We start from the raw sequence: 17999 nt of genomic DNA on the forward strand, positions 1-17999 counted from the left end.
CCCATGTCACCGCGCGGAAAGCCGCGCCGGATAACGGTTTGCGGGCGATGGAGAGGGGCACCCGGGGGCGCCGGTGACACCGGCGGATGCGGCGGAGCCGGCGCATGCTGCGACCCGGTCGCCCGCCCGCCAGGCCGGGGCAGGGCGCCGGGGCCCCGGGCATCGACCGACAGCCCTTACATGCGATACCGCACCGTCGCCATCACGCTGCGCGGGGCGCCGGGCAGGTTCAGGTTCGGGCTCGAACCGTGGCCGGAAACGATGTAGCCCTGGTTGAACAGGTTGTACACGTTGAGCTGGGCCTCGAACTTGCCGCGCCGATACCACGCCACCATGTCGGCGGTGACATAGCCCGGCAGCGTCACGGTGTTGGCCGGATCGGCCTGCCGCGCGCCCACCAGGTTCAGCCCCCCGCCCAGGCCGAAGCCGTGGCCCAGGTCCTTGGTGATCCAGACATTGCCGGAATGGCGCGGCGTCAGCGTGGCCCGCTTGCCTTGCAGCGCGGGCGTGGACTGCGTGACCACGGCATCCAGATAGGCATAGCCGGCCAGCATGCGCCAGCCGCCGCCCAGTTGCGCGGCACCGCTCAGTTCCAGGCCGTCGGTGCGCTGCTCGCCGATCGGGATCAGCGCGGTACCGGTGGCGTTGGCCACCTTGATGTTGGTGCGCTCGATGCGGAACAGCGACACCGTGGTGCTGGCCTTGCCATCCAGGAAGTCATACTTGGCGCCCACCTCGGTATTGCGTGTGGTTTCCGGCGCCAGCTGGGCGTTGTTGGCGGCCAGCGAAAACGCTTCGCCGGACGGCTGGAACGACCGGCTCCACGACAGGTAATACGACTGCTGCTTCGACGGTTGCCAGACCAGGCCCGCGCGCGGGCTCCACGCATTGTCCGTGCGCGACAGGTCGGCCTGTCCGGGCACGCGCTGGAACGTCTCCTGCTCGAAGCGGTCGTAGCGCACGCCCACCAGCGCCTTCCACTGCTCGGAGAACTGGATCATGTCCTGCGTGTAGAGCCCCAGCGTCTTGAAAACGCCCAGGTTGCTCGTGCCGGGGTTGCCGCCGACCAGGCGTGGCAACGTGGGCAGTATCGGGTTGAACAGCGCAAAGTTTGCCACCGCACCGGCCGAATTTCGCACCGGCGCCGTGTAGTTCATCACGTCCTTGTTCTGCTGGCCCACTTCCACGCCGTACAGCAGTTCGTGCTGCATGCCCAGGAATCGCGCCATCTGGGTCAGGTCGGTCTGGTTGAACCACCCATGCTCTTCACGATAGACATTGCCGTGGTTCATCGTGAAGGTCTGGGCCGCTTCGTTCACCGTGTTGGTCAGCGTGTTGTTCCGCTCCAGCGAGTAATGGTAGTAGCGCGTGGCATTGCGGATCGACCAGTTCTCGTTGAAGCGATGGTTGACCGTTGCCGTGCCCGAGTACACGCGGCTCTGGCTGTAGTCCGAATCGCGGGCATTGGCGGCGCCGTAGTACGTGGACGGGTCCACCGCCACCGGCCGGCCCTTGTACGCCGGAATGCCGAAGTCGGTGACACGGCGGTCTTCCAGGTAGTCTGCCTGCAGCAATACCGTCGTCTGCGGCGCCAGGCGCAGTTCCAGCGACGGCGCCACGGCCGTGCGGTTCAGGAACTGCTGCGAACGGTAGCTGTTGGCTTCCTCGTGTGCGGCCGTGATGCGGAAGGCCGCGGCGCCATCCGCGAACACACGGCCCACATCGCCTTCGACGCGGCGATCGGCCCACATGCCATAGCTCAATGCGAAGTCCGTCACGTCGAGCCCCGGCTTCTTGGTCACGCGGTTGATCAGGCCACCCGACGAACCCCGGCCATACAGCACCGCGGCCGGGCCCTTGATGACCTCGACCCGATCGACGTTGGACAGATCGCGAAAGTACAGCGCGTCGTCGCGGATGCCATCGACGAACTGGTCGGCAATGGCCGAAAAGCCACGAATCGATACCTGGTCGCGCTGCCCGTCGCCCGTCGAAAAACTCACGCCCGGCACGTTCTTGAGCACGTCCTGCATCGACGTGGCGTGCTGGTCCTGCATGACTTCGGCAGTCACCACGTTGACCGTCTGGGGAATGTCGCGCAGCGGGGCGTCGGTCTTGGTCGCGCTGACGGTGTTGGACGGGTTATACCCGGTGCCCAGCTCCTTGCTGGCGTCGGCCTTGACGGTGACCGCCGGCAGGTTTTGCGGCGCGGGCGTGGCGCCTTGCGCGTGAACCAGCCCGACGAGCAGGGCCGGGCAAGCGGCCAACGACCGGGTAATACGGTGAGTGTGCAGATAACGGCTCATTTCCCTGGCGTAATGTGTTGTAATAATAAAAAATGGGAGCGATTATCATTTGCAAGTAACCCCGCGGTCAATGTGATTATTTCGATGCAATGTCATGCAGCGTCTTGGGGCCGGCACTAGCTTGTCTGCCCCTCCATAAGCAATAGAATCAAGAGGCTGGGCGCACGCGCTCCGAAGGCAGGCGGGAGACGGGAAATGGTTGCCATACGCGGGATGCTTGCGGGAGTCGTGGCCGGGACGGCCGTGATGCTGGGCGGCTGTGTGGCCTATCCGGGCTATGACGCCTATGGCACGACCTATGGCAGCTATGCCGGCAGCTACAGCAGTTACACCGGCACGGGTGACGCCAGCTATCCGCTCAATACCTACGGCACGTTCTATAGCGGATATCCGTACTACTACGGCAACTACTACGGCGGCTACTACGCCGGTTATCCCTACGGATATCCGTATGGCTACGCGGGCTGGCCGGTCTACAGCAGCATCTGGTTCGGCTATGGCTGCTGCGGGTATCGGGGGTATTACGGACATCGCGGCTACTACGGCTACCGTGGCGGGTATGGCTATCACGGCGGCTATCACGGCGGCTATCACGGCGGCTATCACGGCTACGGCGGGGGCTACCGGGGGTACGGCGGCTACGGCGGCGGGTATGGCAGGGGATATGGTGGCGCGTATGGCGGCGGCTACCGTGGCGGCGGCCGGGGAGGTGGCAGGGGCCGCTAGGCGGCCGCCCTTCGCTTGATCGTGGCTGTTACGGCAACTGGCGCAGCTGGCCGATGACGGACATCAGCCTGCCGTGGGCCACCGTGACCGATGCTTCGTCCTGCAGGGCTTCCTGATAGCGCCGGCGGAATGCCTGGTCGCCGTGTTCGCTGAACAGTTTCTGCGTGGCGCCAGCCACGGCGCGGCAGGTTTCATCGTGATGCTCGTCGCCGTCGAGTTCCTCGTCGATCTCGATGATCAGGCGCGACAACGGATCGAGCCAGCGGAAGAACGATTCTTCCGTCACCAGTTGCACAAACTGTCCTGCGGGAATCGGCCCATGCAGTCTTTCATACTGGCCGCGGTCATAGCCGATGACCTCCTTGTGGACCTGGAGCAACGCCGCCCGCAAGGCACGCAGCCCTGAGCGGCGGGTTTCCTGGGTAGCAAGGAACTGTTCGCTGGGCATGCCCATCTCCACTTTTCCTGTTCATGGGGCAGGCCGTATCGACATGACCTTCGGTGGCGTCCTCCCGGGGCCACCATTCACCCGCCCGTTGTTATCGGAAACACACGTCCACGCCCGATGACATGCACGGTGTGCAAGTCAGTATAGGCAGCGTCATGGCCCCAATCTAGCGCGCCCGCCTAGCGAAATACCCGTATTGCGGCCCTGCGGCAACGGGTGCCCGCCATGCTGGACGCGCCCTGTGGCGCATGCCGGCGTTGCAGTGCAACGTTGCGCCTGCGCGTTGCAGCTGGCTTCGCCCGGGGGGTAATCCCTGCCCGGGACCGGCGCGGGGTGGTATGCAACGGTTGCTATGCCGAAGTGAGCCGCATCTGTGCCAGCAGCGGCAGGTGGTCGGAGGCCAGCCGGGCCAGTGGCGTGCGATGGCTCGATACCGCCACCAGATGGGCGCGCGGCGACGTCCAGATGCGGTCCAGCGCCAGGAACGGCAGCCGCGACGGGAACGTCGAGACATGCGGCGTGCGCTGGAAGTAGGCATGCAGCCAGCGCAGCGGGCGGCCCCACAGAAACCATTCGTTGACGTCGCCAAGCAGGATGGTCGGCTGCGCCGGCGCCTCGGCCAGCGCGGTCAGCAGGCGCCGCACCTGCCAGCGGCGTTCGCCGGGGCGCAGGCCCAGGTGCGTGGCGATCACGCGCAGCGCGAACGTGCCCGATTCGATGGCGTTGCATTCCAGCAGCGCGTCGATGGCGCCGCGCGGCTCGCACCCCTTCACGCTCAGGTCGATCTGCCGCACCTTGACCGGCGGGTAGCGCGTGAGCAGCGCGTTGCCGTAGTCGCCATCGTCGCGCACCAGCGTCGGGCCGGGAATCGCGTGCAGGCCGGTGTGCTGGGACAGGAAGCGCAGCATGTCGAACCCCGTACCGCGCGTCTCCACCTCCTGCAGGGCAATCATGTCGGCACGCAGTTCGTTGATGACCTCGCAGATGCGCTTGGGCACGAAATGCCCATCGGTGCCGACGCCGCCGTGGATGTTGTAGCTGGCCACCGCGATATCGGCATGCAGCGCGGCTGGCGCCGCGTGGCGCGGTTCGCGGGCCGTCATCGGGCACCCTCGCCGGACGGCGGGCGGCAGCAGTGCGGCGGCTGCGGCCCGGTGCCGGCCCGCACATGACCATGGGCCGCCCGGCTGCGCCGCTGGCGGCGGCGCCGCAACATCCACCACAGCGCGGCTGGAATCAGCAGTACCAGCGCCAGCAGCGCGAATGTCTTCGGCTCGGGATGCTGGGCGACGGCCGCGATGCGGTCCACCAGCGACGCCGATACGATGATGCCGGGCGACATGCCGATGGCCGTGCCCAGCAGGCAGTCGCGCAACCGGATGCGCGACGCCCCGACCACCAGGTTGACCAGCGTGAACGGTGCCACCGGCACCAGCCGCAGCGCCACCATGGCCAGCAGGCCGTGCTGGCTCACCTTCTGGCTCAGGCGGTTCAGCCGCCGCCCGCCAAAGCGCCGCACGGCGTTGCGCCCCAGCAGGCGTCCCACGGTGTAGCCGGCCGCCGTGCTGAGCACGGTCCCGGCCAGCGCAATCGCGCCACCGTACAGGGGCCCGAAAACCACCACGGTCACCACGATCAGCACCGTCACCGGGAATAGCGCCAGCCCGCCGGCGACGAAGGCACCCATCATCGCCAGCGGGGCCATTGGCATGTCGTCCAGGCGCTGCACCAAGGCCAGCACGTGGCGGAAATCGGCCCATTCGCGCAATGGCGTGTAGTGCCAGGCAAAGACCACGCCGGCCAGCAGCAGCACGAATGCCACCAGCAGTGCCACACGGCTGGCCACATGCGGGCGGGCGTCGGGGCCGACGAACTCGGCCATGACCTGTTCGGCGTCGATGGGCTCCATCGGATCGAGCAGCGTGGCATCCGGCAGTGCGGCGTCCACGTCGTCGGGCACGGCGGGCGCAAAGGGTTGCAGCGTGCGCCCTTCGGGCCGGTGCAGCGCGGCCAGTGCGGCATTCAGGCGCGGGTGCGCGTCCATGGCTTGGTGCAGCGCGTCGGGCGTGACGGCCAGGTGCTCGCATAGCAGGCGGTCGCGCATGGCGCGGATGGCGGCGGCAATGCGCGGGTCGCCGCGGGATTCGATCGCCAGGTTGCACTCGGTATCGAGCCCGAACGAACGGTTGCTCAGGTTGGCGGAGCCGATGGTCAGCAGGCGGTCGTCCACGGCCATGATCTTGCTATGCACGTTGACGCAGGCATCGCCCAGACCGGGCACGTGCGGACAGTACAACTGGAAGCGCCCCTCCGGATCGGCCGCGCGCAGGCGGCGATACAGGCGCGCCCGCAGCACGCCCATGCTGGCCTCTTCCAGCCAGCCGCTTTCGGTGCGGCGCGATACGAGGGCGATGTCCGGCGCGTCGGGCTCGCGCAGCCGGGCCGCAAACGCGTCGGCGATCAGCCCCGAGCTGAAGTACTGGTTTTCCAGGTAGATGCTGTCGCGGGCGGCGCCGATGGCATCGCTGTAGAGCGTGCGGATCTCGCTGATACCCGGTTCGTCGTCGCGCATGGGAAATGTGCGGCTGATACCTACCGGCACGTTGGTGATGTCGGGCGCCACCTGTTCGGGCCACAGGTCGGTGGCCGATGCCGCCAGAGGGGGCGGTACGCGCGGATGCCGTCCGGTCGCGCGCAGCCAGCGGTCGGCCGCGAGTTCGCCCAGCGCGTGCGCGGCCTCGCCATCGACCATGCACTGCACGTCGTGGAACGGTGCGTACGGCTTGCCGTCGGGGTCCACGCGGCGCGGATCGTCGGGCAGGTGGTGGTGGGTGTCCCAGCGCCGGATGGTCAGGTCCAGCCCGCCCACAAACGCCAGCCGATGGTCGATGACCACCACCTTCTGATGATGCGAGGCGCCCACCGGATGATTGCCGTCGAGGCAGAACGACAGCCGCCGGTGGGCTTGCCAGTGCGCCTTGGCGGCCGGCAGGAATTCGCGCTCCAGCGCGAACACCATCGCGTAATCCCAGCTCAGCACGTACACGCGCAGGCCCCGGCGCCGGCGGCACAGGGCGTTGAGGAAGTCGCGCAGTTCGGCGGGCAGGCCGTCGGTGGGCGATTCCGGCTGCAGGCGCGTACGGCTGTCGATATCCCAGCCAAGGATGAAGATGCTGTGCTCTGCGCGGGTCAGCGCCTGACGCAGCACCGGAAAATACGCATCCGCATCGACGAGCATCGCGAAGCGCGTGCACGGGGCCACGCGCCAGCAGTTGTGGCCCGGGCGTAGCAGGGAGGGTTCGGCGACGTTCGTCATGGCGAAGGGCTAGCTTCGCAAGTTCCGTACCGGTCGCGTGGGCTGCGTGGTGCCGCGCGCCTGGGCCGGGGATCTCACGCTATCCCCCGTGCGCGCGTCGTGCGCGCATCGTGTGCCCCTTACCCGGCCTTGTAAAAGTTGCGCGTCAGGCAGCGGCGGCCATGCGCCACGCGGCCGGCGGCATGCCAAAACGCCGCGCGAAGGCGCGGGTGAAGGTGGTCTGGTCGGGATAACCGACGCCCGACGCGATATCGGCCAGCGGCATCGTGCCGGCCATCAGCCACTGCACGGCCTGGTCCAGCCGCAGGCGCGTCTGATAGCCGTGGGGCGTGTCGCCGAATGCCTCGCAGAACAGCGTGTGAAAGCGCCGGGCCCCCCAGCCGATGCGTGCGGCGAGCTGGTCCACCCGCAACGGCGTGGAAAGATGGGTGCGCAGGTAGTGGTCGATGGTGCCCACCGGAAAGCGTGCCGCATCGGCCTGCCGGTCATCGAGGCCGAGCATGGCGGACAGCCCGCCCGCCAGCGCCGCTGCCTGTTGCCAGGCATGCTGGGCCGGTGCGGTGCCGGACGCCTGACGGGCGGTGGCCAGCCGCCGGACACGCGTGGCAAAGGCGGCATCCATCGGGAACATGCGGGGGGTTGCCATCAGCCGTGCCGGCAGCGCCACGGAGCTGGACGGAAAGTCGGCCACGAGCTGCAGGTTGTCGGTCAGGCCGCTGCACAGGTGGTGCATGCCGGCCGGGATGACCAGGCCATGCGTGCCGTCCACCCGGTAGGCGTGGCCGTCGATTTCCAGTTCGGTCTGGCCATCCACGCCAAACAGCAACTGGTGATAGTCGTGCGCGTGGCCGAACGGCCGATGCGGATAGCGGCGCGGTTCGACCAGGGGCGAGGCGTGCTCAACGAGCTTCGGCATGACGCGGCTTACCCTGGGTCTGGCAGAGCCAGACGCCCACCCCGGCGATGGCCATGCCCAGCCACTGCACGGGCTCAAGGCGGTCGCCGAACAGCAGCGCGGCCTGCACGGCCGCCAGCGGCGGCGCCAGGAACATCAGCGCGGCGGCATTGGCCGCCTGGCCGCGCCGCACCAGGCCCAGCAACAGCCACGTACCCAGGCCGGACAGCACCACCGCGGCCCACCCCAGCGACATCCACAGCGTGGGGCCGCCTTGCCAGCGCAAGGCGCCGATGCCGCCCGATGCACTCACGACCACGCCGGCCACCAGCAGCGCCCCGGCGTTCTGCCAGGCCGAACTGGCGCGGATATCCGCGCGGCGGATCGAGGTTTTCTGGAGCAAGGTACCCATCGTGATCGAGACAATCGCAAGCACGCCGACCAGCACGATCCACGGGGACACCGCGTGCGGCGCGCCGGCCTGCATGGCTGGCAAGACTACCAGACCCACGCCCAGCGCGCCCAGCCCCAGCCCGCGCCAGGTGCGCGCGGTCGGCTGCTCGCCCAGCAGCGGGATGGCCAGCAGGGCGGTCAGCAACGGCTGCAGGGCGCCCAGCAGTGCCATGATCGATGGGGACAGGCCATGCGCCACCGCGCCATAGCCGGCGCACAGGTAGATGCCCTGCATCAGCGCGCCGGCCAGCAGATGGCGCGGCACCTGCGACAGCGGCGGCCATGCGGCGCGCCCGGCGGCGGCCACGGCGGCGAACATCAGCGTGGCCAGCGCAAAACGGGCCAGCAGGAACAGGCTGGTATCGGCCACCGGCACGACGGCCTTGCCGACGATGAAACCGGTGGACCAGATCAGGACAAAGGCCATGGCGGGCAGCCAGGCGGGAACGGGGCGCGACATCTTGGATCTTGGATCTTGGTAAGGGGCAGCTTGCAGGCCCGGATCGTCATCAACGGCGAAACGCGGGCGGATTTCCGGACATGGCCGGCAGACTAGCGCAGTGCGGCAGGGCTGTCTTGGCAAATCCTGCACTGTTCGCCCGGGGCACCATGGTATGGTGGCGGCCCGCCGTGCCACTGCCGCGCTTCACCATGACCGATACCCCGCAGCAACGCCTGATCGACGATCTTGGCCTGATTCCGCACCCGGAAGGCGGCTATTACCGCGAAACGTTCCGCGACGCGGCCCGTGTGCGGCGCGTGCCCGATGGCGCCGAGCGTTCGGCTTCCACCGCGATCTACTACCTGCTGTGCGATACCGCCTTCTCTGCCTGGCATCGCATCCGCGCCGACGAGGCGTGGCACTTCTACGCCGGAGACCCGATCCACGTGCACTGGCTGACGCCCGACGGCGCGCTCGTCACGCACCGGCTTGGCAATCCGCTGGCGCGGCCCGGCACCGTGTTTCAGGCCGTCGTGCCGGCCGGCTGCTGGTTCGCCGCCGAACGCGTGCCCGCCACGGAAGGCGCGGCCGGCTATGCGCTGGCCGGCTGTACGGTGGCACCCGGCTTCGAGTTCAGCGAATTCGAACTGGCCGATCCCGTGCGGCTGGCGGCCTCGCATCCGGCGCATGCCGAAGTGATTGCCCGGCTGGGCCGCCGGCCCCGCCAACGCTGAGGGACGTCGTTCCCGGCCCTACGCGGCAGTCTTCACCTGCGTGCGCAGGTAGTCCACCACGCGCGCCACGCGGGGCGCCAGGGCCCATTCCGAGCGGTGGATCAGCCAGAGTTTGTCGATCACCGGCGCGTGGCAGTCCAGCACCCGGATCTGGTCCTTCTGCACGAAGGCCTCGCGCGCATAGCGCGGAATCACGGTAAAGCCAAAGCCGCGCGCCACCGGTTCCAGCATCAGGCTCACCTGGTTGCTGAACCCCCGGCAGGGCAGCGTATGCACGCCCGGATTGCCCGGGTAGTGCCGGCTCAGCAGGCGGTTGGCCATGGTCTTGCCGTCGGGATGGTCGACAAAGCCGATGCGCTGCAGATCGTCCCAGCCCTGCACCTGTTCGCCCGCCGGATAGACCAGTTCCAGGGGTTCCTCGCTGAACGGCGTTGCGGTCAGCCGGGGATCGTCGGGCTTGAGCGACACGAGCCCCACGTCGAAGCGGTTCTGCAGCACACCTTCCAGCACCTCGGCGTCGGGGGCGAAACGGTGGCGGATGATCAGTCCCGGCGTCTTGCCTTGCAGGTCCAGCAGGCGCGGGTACAGGAACAGGCCGATGCTGCCGGGCGTGATCAGCCCGACCACGCCGGACTCGCCATCGTCGACCAGCCGGGCGCGCAGGCGGTCGTTGGCCAGTTCCATGTCGGCGCAGTATTCCAGCAGCGCGCGGCCGGCCGGCGTCAGCTCCAGCGCACGCGGGCGGCGGATCAGCAGCGGACCGAGCGCGTCTTCCAGATGCCGGATGTGCTGGCTGACGGCGGCCTGGGTCAGGCCCAGCTCGTCGGCCGCGCTGGTGAAGCTGCCGGTTTGCGCCAGCATGGCAAACGAGCGCAGCCATTGGGGGTTGAGCATAATGAACTCTTATCGAAGTGATAACGCGTAGACGGTTTTCATTATAACGGCGCGTGGCTAATATCGCTGCATTGCAACACGCAGAGACCACACATGACTACGCCTGCACTTTTCACTCCGTTCACGCTGAAAGACGTTACGCTGCGCAACCGTATTGCGGTGCCGCCGATGTGCCAGTACAGCGCCATCGACGGGGTTACCAACGACTGGCACCTGTCCCACTACGCCGGCCTGGCCCGAGGCGGCGCCGGCCTGGTGATCGTCGAGGCCACGGCGGTGTCGCCGGAAGGCCGCATCACGCCGGGATGCACGGGGTTGTGGAATGACGAACAGGCCGCCGGCATGGCGCGCATTGCCGAGGCCATCAAGGCGGGCGGTGCCGTTCCCGGCATCCAGATCGCCCATGCCGGCCGCAAGGCCAGCGCCAATCGTCCGTGGGAAGGCGACGACCATATTCCCGAGGGCGACGACCGTGGGTGGAAGACCATCTCGCCGTCGGCCAAGCCGTTCGGCGCCAACCTGTCGAAGATGCCCCAAGCGATGACGCACGACGATATCGCCCGTATCCAGGCTGATTTCGTGGCTGCCGCCCGGCGCGCCCGCGACGCCGGCTTCCAGTGGCTCGAATTGCACTTCGCGCACGGCTATCTGGCGCAGAGCTTCTTCTCGGTCCACGGCAACGAACGTACCGACGAATACGGCAAGGACGCCATCGGCCGAGGCCGCTTCCTGCTGGAAACGCTGGCCGCTGTGCGCGAGGTCTGGCCGCAAAACCTGCCGCTGACCGCCCGTTTCGGCGTGATCGAGTATGACGGCAACGACGAGCAGACGCTCAAGGAATCGATCGAACTGGTGCGCGCCATGCGCGAGGGCGGCCTGGACATGCTGAACGTCAGCGTCGGCTTTTCCACGCCCGATGCCAAGATCCCCTGGGGCCCGGCATTCCTGGCGCCCATTGCCGAGCGCGTGCATCGCGAAGCCGGCCTGCCGGTGGCGTCGTCGTGGGGCATCGACGACCCCGTGGTGGCCAACCGCGTGGTCGAGCAAGGCCAGATGGATCTGGTCATGGTGGGCCGCGCCATGCTGTCGAACCCGCACTGGCCGTACCAGACCGCGATGAAGCTGGGCGTGGAGCGTCCGTCGTGGGTGCTGCCCGCGCCGTACGCCCACTGGCTGGAACGCTACCGCGTGCAGTCGGCCTGATCGCCCCGAGCGGCCCGAGCGGCCTGGAAGCTGTGCCGGGGCACTGGCCGGGTCAGAACGATCCGACCAGTGTGCCGAGCACGATGACGGCCACCAGCGCCAGCAGTGGCCCGACGATGCCGACCATCACGATGCCGCCGTAGCTTTGCTTGTGCGTGGTGCCGCAGACGGCCAGCAGCGTGACCACCGCGCCGTTGTGCGGCAGCGTGTCGAGCGTGCCGGCACTCATCACGGCCACACGGTGCAGCACGGCGGGATCGAGCCCGATTTCCAGCGCCCGCGCCAGGTAGGTGCCGCCCAGCGCATCGAGCGCGATGGTCAGTCCGCCCGAAGCGGAGCCGGTCAGCGCCGACAGCACGTTGGTGGCCACGGCCAGCGACACCAGCGGGCCGCCTTCGATCGACAATACCCAGTCCCGTACCACGGCAAAGCCCGGCAGGCCCGCCACCACGGCGCCAAAGCCGACCAGGCTGGCCACGCTGAGCACGGGCAGGGCTGCCGCGTGCGCACCGGCGCCCATGGTTTCGCGCAGCGCGGTCAGGCGCCGCCAGTTCAGCAGCACCAGGCAAACAATGGCGGCCGCCAGCGCGACGATCACCGACCACACACCGCCCACGGCCTGCAACGACGTGGCGCCCCATTCCGGCAGCGCCAGATAGTCCGCGTCCAGCCGCGGCAGCACGACCAGGCTCATGGTCAGGTTCACCGCAATCACCACGGCCAGCGGCAGCAGCGCCACCAGCGCGCCGGGCGGCTCGGCGCTGCGCCGGCCATGCCGCGCTTCGGCCGGATCGAACTCATGTGCGGTGCTGGCGCGCTCGCGGATCAGCGGGCGTTCGGCCACCTCGGCCACCTGGGCCACCTGGGCCGCCTCCCCGATGCCATCCGGCAATCCCCCGCCATAGCCTTCCCCCTTGCGGCGCGCGGCACCTTCGCAGCGCGCCAGCCACCACATGCCGAATGCCAGCATGATCAGGCTGGCGACGATGCCCAGCCCCGGCGCCGCGAACGGCGTGGTGCTGAAGAACGGCATCGGAATCGCGTTCTGGATGGCCGGCGTGCCGGGCAGCGCCGACATCGTGAAGGTCGAGGTGCCCAGCACGATGGCGGCGGGCATCAGCCGGTGCGGGATGTCGGCCGCGCGAAACAGCGCATGCGCCATCGGCGCCAGCACGAAGAACGCCACAAACAGGCTGACACCCCCATAGGTGAGCAGGGCGCCGGCCAGCACCACGGCCAGTATCGCGCGGCGGGGGCCGAGCGTGCGCGTCATCCAGTCGGCAATCGCGGTGACGGATCCGCTGTCATCCATCAGCTTGCCGAACAGCGCGCCCAGCAGGAACAGCGGAAAGAACTGGGCGACGAACCCCGCCGCCGTGCCCATGAAGGTCTGCGTCCAGTTCGCCAGCAGCGGGTCACCGGCCGTGGCAGCCGCCAGCAGCGCGGCGGCCGGGGCGATCAGCAGGATGCTCCAGCCCCGGAACGCCATCCAGACCATCGCCGCCAGGGCGATGACGATGCCTGGCAAGTCCATGGTTCAGACCTCCCGCAGCAGTTCGTCCAGATCGAACGAGGACTGGTTGCCCAGCGCATCGCCGTGCATGGCCAGGAACTGCCCGGCTGCCGCGCGGCCTTCGTCGCGCAGCATGCACAGGAACGGCCATTCGGCATTCATCTTCGACGACGACCCGAATTCGGCCATGCGCTCGCTGGCAATGCGGTGGATGCGCATGTCGGCCCACTGGGCGCCCTCGGCAGCGCCAGGGTCGGCCACGCGCTGCAGCACGGCGATCATGCGCAGTTCCTTGAGCAGGGCGGCGTTGAAGGAGATCTCGTTGACCCGGCTCAGGATGTCGCGCGCGGAGCGGGGCACGCCGGCGCGCGCCACCGGGTTGATCTGCACGAGGATGGTGTCGCGCGACTGGCATTCGCGCACCAGCGGCGTGATGGTGGCATTGCCCGCGTAGCCGCCATCCCAGTACGGCACGCCGTCGATCTCCACGGCCTGGAACACCGTGGGCAGGCAGGCCGACGCCAGCAGCACGCTGGCCGTGACTTCCGTGTTCTTGAATACGCGGCCACGGCCCGTTTCCACATTGGTGGCCGTGACAAACAGATGAATCGGCGCCTGGGCCAGCACATCGAAATCGATGGTGGCCTGCAGCACCTCGGCCAGCGGATTGCTGCCGACCTTGTTGAGGTCATAGGGTGACCAGATGCGCGCGGCCAGGTCGGCGGCGACGAACAGCGGGGAATTGTCGAGCGTCCAGCGGCCCAGGATCACGTCGAGCGGGGTGCGGCGGAACGGGCTGAAGCGGGCGGCATCGGACACCCGCTGCCAGAACGCTTCGAGCGCCCGGCGGGCGCCTCCCCGGCCATCGATCGCATGGCCGTAGACCAGCACGGCGGCATTCATCGCTCCGGCCGACGTGCCCGATATCCCGTCGATATCGAGCCATGGCTCCTCCAGCAGGCGATCCAGCACGCCCCAGGTAAAGGCGCCATGGGCGCCACCACCCTGCAGCGCCAGGTCGATCAGCAGCGGCTCGCGCGCCGCGGCGGTCTTGCCTTCCTCGTTCATCCGACGCTCCCGAAGGTGACTCACGTGAGGTACAAGCCGCTCTATTATTTGTTGTGCAGTGCAACTTCAGCAAGGTTGACTGTTGGACCGGGGCCAATGCCGCTATACTTGTACAGCTAATTGGACATGTATTTGGAGTGATGAAATGCGCACAGTTCATTTTTCAGACGCCCGCAACAATCTCAAGGCAGTCATCGATCAGGCGATTGAAGACCACGACGCCGTGCTGATCACGCGCCGGGATGCGCCGAACGCAGTGATCATGTCACAGGAGCAATACGATAGTTGGGCGGAAACGATCTACCTGCTGAACTCTCCGGCGAACGCCGCTCACCTTGCCCGTTCCATGGAACAGTTGCGCGCAGGCGAGATGCAGCAGCGGAAACTCGTCGACCCGGACGATGCGGCCGAATGACGCGCAACATCCTGTTCACGGCCGATGCGTGGGAGCAGTACCTGTTCTGGCAGGGCCAGGACCGCAAGACGTTGAAACGGATCAATCAACTGGTCGAAGACGCGCGGCGGTCTCCATTTGAAGGCATCGGCAAGCCCGAACCCCTGAAAGGAAACCTGACAGGCTTTTGGTCACGGCGCATTGAGGACACAAATCGCCTTGTCTACAAGGCCGACGACGCGGCGGTGTCCATCGTCAGCTGCCGCTATCACTATGGCGACAGGTGACGATGGTGTGGGCCCTCCCGGCAATCACCCGATAATCTCGAACTGGTCGAAATACGCCTCGTTGAGCGTCAGCCCCAGGCCGGGCAGGTGGTCGTCCAGCTGCAGGTAGCCGTTGTCCGGCGCGGGTTCGCCCTGGAAGATGTAGTAGAACAGCTCGTTGCCCACCTCCACGTCGTGGACCGGGAAGAACTCCGACATGGGCGATGCCGTGGACGCCATGGTCAGGTGGTAGTTGTGCATCTGGCCGGCGTGGGGGATCACGGGCACCGACCAGGCCTCGGCCATCGCGTTGATCTTCTGTGCCGCGGTGATGCCGCCCACGCGGTTGGTGTCGTACTGGATCACGTCCACCGCGCGTCGTTCCAGCAGGTCCTTGAAACCGTACGACGTGAATTCGTGCTCGCCGCCCGAGATCGGGAACGGGCTCATCTTCTTCAGTTCGGCGTAGCCCTCGATGTCGTCGGCGATGACCGGCTCCTCCAGCCAGCGCGGATTGAATTCGGCCAGGCGCGGGATCATGCGGCGGGCGTACTCGAGCGTCCAGCCCATATAGCACTCGAGCATGATGTCCACGCCATCGCCCACCAGTTCGCGCAGCAGGCGCACCTGTTCCAGGTTCTTCTGCATGCCGGCCGGGCCGTCCTTGGGGCCGTAGCCGAAGCGCATCTTCATCGCCGTGAAGCCCTGATCCAGGTAACGCTGCGCTTCGCCCAGGAAGGCGTCGCGGTCATCGTTGTTGTAGAGCTTCGACGCGTAGCACCAGATCTTCTCCTTGGTGCGGCCGCCCAGCAGCTTGAACACGGGCCGGCCGGTGGCCTTGCCCATCAGGTCCCACAGCGCGATATCGACGGCCGAGATCGCCGCCATGCCGATGCCCTTGCGGCCCCAGGCATGGGTGCGTCGGTACATCTTCTGCCACAGGTATTCGTTGTCGAACGGGTCCTGCCCGATCACGATCGGCGCCAGGTACTGGTCGACGATCTGCTTGGCCACGCGCGGGGCCAGCGCGCAGTTGCCGATGCCCACATGGCCGTCGTCGGTTTCCACCTCGACCACGAGCCAGTCGTGGAAGCGGAACGACCCCATGGCGTCGCCGCGGTCGTACAGGATGTCGGTGGCATTGGTGCAGAAGTGCGCCTGCGGCGGCACCGTCTTGCCTTTCCATTGAAAGACGCGGGCGCGGACGTTGGTGATTTTCATGGTGGAGTCCTGGTGGCGATGGGAGTCAGGCGGCGCGGGCATCCGCCAGCCGGCGGGCGCCCATCTGGCAGGCCAGGTGGAACGCTTGCAGCGTGGCGCCCGGATTGGCCCGGCCCTGCTGCGTGATGTCGAAGGCGGTGCCGTGGGCCGGCGTGGTGATCGGCACGGGCAGCCCGCCCTGTACCGTCACGCCGCGCGAGAAGCCCATCAGCTTGATGCCGATCTGGCCCTGGTCGTGATACATCGTGACGATGGCATCGAACTGGCGCTGGTCCGGGCCGCCCTGGACCTTCAGGAAGATGGTGTCCGCCGGGAACGGGCCTTGTGCCGCCACGCCGCGCGACTGCGCCTCGGCCACGGCCGGGCCGATCACGTCGATTTCCTCGCGGCCGAATGCGCCGTTGTCACCGTTGTGCGGGTTCAGGCCGCATACGGCGATGCGGGGGGTCGCCACGCCGGACCGGCGCAGCGCGTGGTCGATCAGGTCGATGGCGTCGCGCACGCGGGCCGGGGTAATCAGCGCGGGCACCTCCTTGATGGCGACGTGCGAGGTCACGCGCGACGTCCACAGGCCGTCCAGCACATTGAATTCGCAGAACGGGCCGCCGTAGCCCAGCTTCTCGGCAAACCAGTGCAGTTCGTCGTTGTGGCCCATGCCGGCCGCATGCATCGAACTCTTGTTGAGCGGGCCGAACAGGATGGCATCGGCCTGGCCCCCCTGGGCCAGCGTGAGCGCCACCTGCAGCGTACCGAGGCAGTAGCGCCCGCCAGCGGCGCTGGCTTCGCCGCGCGGGTAGGCCGGCTTGTCGTCGAGGTTCCAGTGATACAGGCGCGGGCCCTGCTCGGTGCCCTGGAAGTCGGGCCGCTCCACTTCGGGCAGCGACAGGCTCACGCCCGCCACGTCCATGCCGCGCCGCCATTCCTCGCGGTCGGCAATCAACAGGATGCGCGCCTGCGCGGCAACGGGGTCGGCCAGCAGCCGGGCGATCAGTTCGGGGCCGATGCCGGCGGGGTCGCCGAGCACCATGGCAATGCGGGGGCGTTGGGGCATGTTTCGGTCCATCAGAGGATTACGTCCATTCAGTCCATTCATTCCATTCAGTCCAGTTTCACGCCGAGTTCGGCGATCAGCTTGCCGTAGCGCGCATATTCGCTGCGCGAGAAGGCGTCGAACTGGGCGGGGTCCATCGCGCCGGGCACGGCCCCCACGTCGGCCAGGCGGCGGACGGTGTCGGGGTCCTTCATGACCTGGGCCATGGCGGCGCTGATTTTCTGCAGCGTGGCCGGGGGCGTGCCGGCGGTGGCGTAGACGCCGTACCAGGTGTTGGCCTGGATATCGGGCACGCCGGCTTCCTTCAGCGTGGGCACGTTGGGCAGCAGCGCCGAGCGTTTGTCGGACGTCACGGCCAGCGCGCGCAGCTTGCCCGCCTTGATATGGTTGATGACCGACGGCATGGTCTCGAAGCTCATGTCCACCTGGCCGCCCATCAGGTCCACCAGCCCGCTGGCGCTGCTCTTGTAGGGCACATGAAGCATCTTGCCGTGGATCTGGTGCACGAAGGCCGCCGCCGCCAGATGCTGCGTGCTGCCGACGCCCGACGAGCTGTAGCGGTACTTGTCCGGGTTGGCCTGGATCTGGGCCACCAGCGTCCTGGCGTCATGGACCGGCAGCTGGTTGTTCACCACCAGCACGTTGGGCACCTGGGCCACCAGGGCCACGGGCACCAGGTCCTTCAGCGGGTTGAACTGCAGCTTGAGCAGGTGCGGCGCGATCGCCTGCGACGTCGACACGCCCATCAGCAGCGTGTTGCCATCGGGCGGTGCCTTGGCGGTGATGTCGGCGGCGATGGTGTTCGATGCGCCGGGGCGGTTGTCGACCACCACGGGCTGCTTCAGGATGGCGGACAGCTTGTCCGAGACGATGCGCGCCATGATGTCGGTGCCGCCGCCGGGCGCAGCGCCCACCATCATGCGGATCGGGCGCGCGTCGTCGGCCCGGGCGCATGGCGCCGCCATGCCAAACACCGCGATACCGGCCAGGGTGCCGGCCATCCATGTCTTCATGATTGTCTCCGTCGATGGGCAGTCTGCGCTGCGTGACGTCCACTATACGAAAGGTG

General features: G+C 67.7%; 17 protein-coding genes. 5 read left to right on the forward strand and 12 right to left on the reverse strand.

Annotation, left to right across the window (positions count from 1 at the left end; genetic code table 11):
* Positions 1 to 176 precede the first annotated feature (176 nt).
* Positions 177 to 2306 carry a TonB-dependent receptor gene (locus D9X30_RS19345; protein WP_153947930.1) on the reverse strand — a complete coding sequence of 710 codons (2130 nt, stop codon included), beginning with the start codon at positions 2304 to 2306 and terminating at the stop codon, positions 177 to 179.
* A 195-nt stretch (positions 2307 to 2501) separates the two neighbouring features.
* Here D9X30_RS19345 and D9X30_RS19350 point away from each other — a divergent pair, with 195 nt between their 5' ends.
* Complete coding sequence (locus tag D9X30_RS19350) at positions 2502 to 3032, forward strand: hypothetical protein (RefSeq protein WP_153947929.1); 531 nt, start codon at positions 2502 to 2504, stop codon at positions 3030 to 3032.
* A gap of 28 nt (positions 3033 to 3060) precedes the next feature.
* On the opposite strand, the gene D9X30_RS19355 is transcribed toward D9X30_RS19350, so the two are convergent.
* From D9X30_RS19355 to D9X30_RS19375, 5 genes are all read right to left on the reverse strand, one after another.
* The gene (locus D9X30_RS19355) at positions 3061 to 3486 is read right to left on the reverse strand and encodes a hypothetical protein (protein WP_066740307.1); all 426 of its coding nucleotides are present in this window, start codon (positions 3484 to 3486) and stop codon (positions 3061 to 3063) included.
* Between the two features lie 344 nt (positions 3487 to 3830).
* Positions 3831 to 4583, reverse strand: coding sequence for an endonuclease/exonuclease/phosphatase family protein (locus D9X30_RS19360; RefSeq protein WP_153947928.1), 753 nt, complete (start codon positions 4581 to 4583; stop codon positions 3831 to 3833).
* Positions 4580 to 6796: a VTT domain-containing protein gene (locus D9X30_RS19365; RefSeq protein ID WP_153947927.1), complete on the reverse strand. Its 2217-nt coding sequence runs from the start codon at positions 6794 to 6796 to the stop codon at positions 4580 to 4582. Before D9X30_RS19365 ends, D9X30_RS19360 begins: the two co-directional genes overlap by 4 nt.
* 145 nt (positions 6797 to 6941) lie before the next feature.
* Complete coding sequence (locus tag D9X30_RS19370) at positions 6942 to 7712, reverse strand: helix-turn-helix transcriptional regulator (protein WP_153947926.1); 771 nt, start codon at positions 7710 to 7712, stop codon at positions 6942 to 6944.
* Positions 7696 to 8604: a DMT family transporter gene (locus D9X30_RS19375; RefSeq protein ID WP_153947925.1), complete on the reverse strand. Its 909-nt coding sequence runs from the start codon at positions 8602 to 8604 to the stop codon at positions 7696 to 7698. The genes D9X30_RS19370 and D9X30_RS19375 overlap by 17 nt, the downstream gene beginning before the upstream one ends.
* 191 nt (positions 8605 to 8795) lie before the next feature.
* On the opposite strand from D9X30_RS19375, the gene D9X30_RS19380 reads away from it, so the two are divergent.
* Positions 8796 to 9320: a cupin domain-containing protein gene (locus D9X30_RS19380; protein WP_153948062.1), complete on the forward strand. Its 525-nt coding sequence runs from the start codon at positions 8796 to 8798 to the stop codon at positions 9318 to 9320.
* A gap of 18 nt (positions 9321 to 9338) precedes the next feature.
* On the opposite strand, the gene D9X30_RS19385 is transcribed toward D9X30_RS19380, so the two are convergent.
* Positions 9339 to 10214 carry a LysR family transcriptional regulator gene (locus D9X30_RS19385; RefSeq protein WP_153947924.1) on the reverse strand — a complete coding sequence of 292 codons (876 nt, stop codon included), beginning with the start codon at positions 10212 to 10214 and terminating at the stop codon, positions 9339 to 9341.
* Positions 10215 to 10307: 93 nt separating this feature from the next.
* Here D9X30_RS19385 and D9X30_RS19390 point away from each other — a divergent pair, with 93 nt between their 5' ends.
* A complete protein-coding gene (locus D9X30_RS19390) occupies positions 10308 to 11417 on the forward strand; it encodes an NADH:flavin oxidoreductase/NADH oxidase (protein ID WP_153947923.1) in 1110 nt (369 codons plus the stop codon).
* A gap of 52 nt (positions 11418 to 11469) precedes the next feature.
* On the opposite strand, the gene D9X30_RS19395 is transcribed toward D9X30_RS19390, so the two are convergent.
* Both D9X30_RS19395 and D9X30_RS19400 read right to left on the reverse strand, forming a co-directional pair.
* On the reverse strand, positions 11470 to 12951 hold the full coding sequence (locus D9X30_RS19395; RefSeq protein ID WP_153947922.1) for a GntP family permease: 1482 nt from the start codon (positions 12949 to 12951) through the stop codon (positions 11470 to 11472).
* Between the two features lie 3 nt (positions 12952 to 12954).
* A complete protein-coding gene (locus D9X30_RS19400) occupies positions 12955 to 13998 on the reverse strand; it encodes a patatin-like phospholipase family protein (RefSeq protein WP_153947921.1) in 1044 nt (347 codons plus the stop codon).
* Positions 13999 to 14143: 145 nt separating this feature from the next.
* Between D9X30_RS19400 and D9X30_RS19405 the strand changes: the two genes are divergently transcribed.
* The gene (locus D9X30_RS19405; protein WP_066740286.1) at positions 14144 to 14413 is read left to right on the forward strand and encodes a type II toxin-antitoxin system Phd/YefM family antitoxin; all 270 of its coding nucleotides are present in this window, start codon (positions 14144 to 14146) and stop codon (positions 14411 to 14413) included.
* Positions 14410 to 14679, forward strand: coding sequence for a Txe/YoeB family addiction module toxin (locus D9X30_RS19410; RefSeq protein WP_153947920.1), 270 nt, complete (start codon positions 14410 to 14412; stop codon positions 14677 to 14679). Before D9X30_RS19405 ends, D9X30_RS19410 begins: the two co-directional genes overlap by 4 nt.
* Positions 14680 to 14703: 24 nt before the next feature.
* Here the strand turns inward: D9X30_RS19410 and D9X30_RS19415 are convergent, their stop codons facing one another.
* From D9X30_RS19415 to D9X30_RS19425, 3 genes are read right to left on the reverse strand one after another with little or no spacing between them, the layout of a single operon-like run.
* Positions 14704 to 15879 (reverse strand): L-rhamnonate dehydratase, encoded by a 1176-nt coding sequence (locus D9X30_RS19415; protein ID WP_153947919.1) that lies wholly within the window; start codon positions 15877 to 15879, stop codon positions 14704 to 14706.
* A 25-nt stretch (positions 15880 to 15904) separates the two neighbouring features.
* Positions 15905 to 16930, reverse strand: coding sequence for a 4-hydroxythreonine-4-phosphate dehydrogenase PdxA (locus D9X30_RS19420; protein WP_153947918.1), 1026 nt, complete (start codon positions 16928 to 16930; stop codon positions 15905 to 15907).
* A gap of 47 nt (positions 16931 to 16977) precedes the next feature.
* Positions 16978 to 17943, reverse strand: a complete 966-nt coding sequence (locus tag D9X30_RS19425; RefSeq protein ID WP_153947917.1) for a Bug family tripartite tricarboxylate transporter substrate binding protein — start codon at positions 17941 to 17943, stop codon at positions 16978 to 16980.
* Positions 17944 to 17999 lie beyond the last annotated feature (56 nt).

Origin of the sequence: Cupriavidus sp. U2, from assembly GCF_009663685.2 — a bacterium.
In the GTDB taxonomy this organism is placed as follows: Bacteria; Pseudomonadota; Gammaproteobacteria; order Burkholderiales; family Burkholderiaceae; genus Cupriavidus; species Cupriavidus necator_C.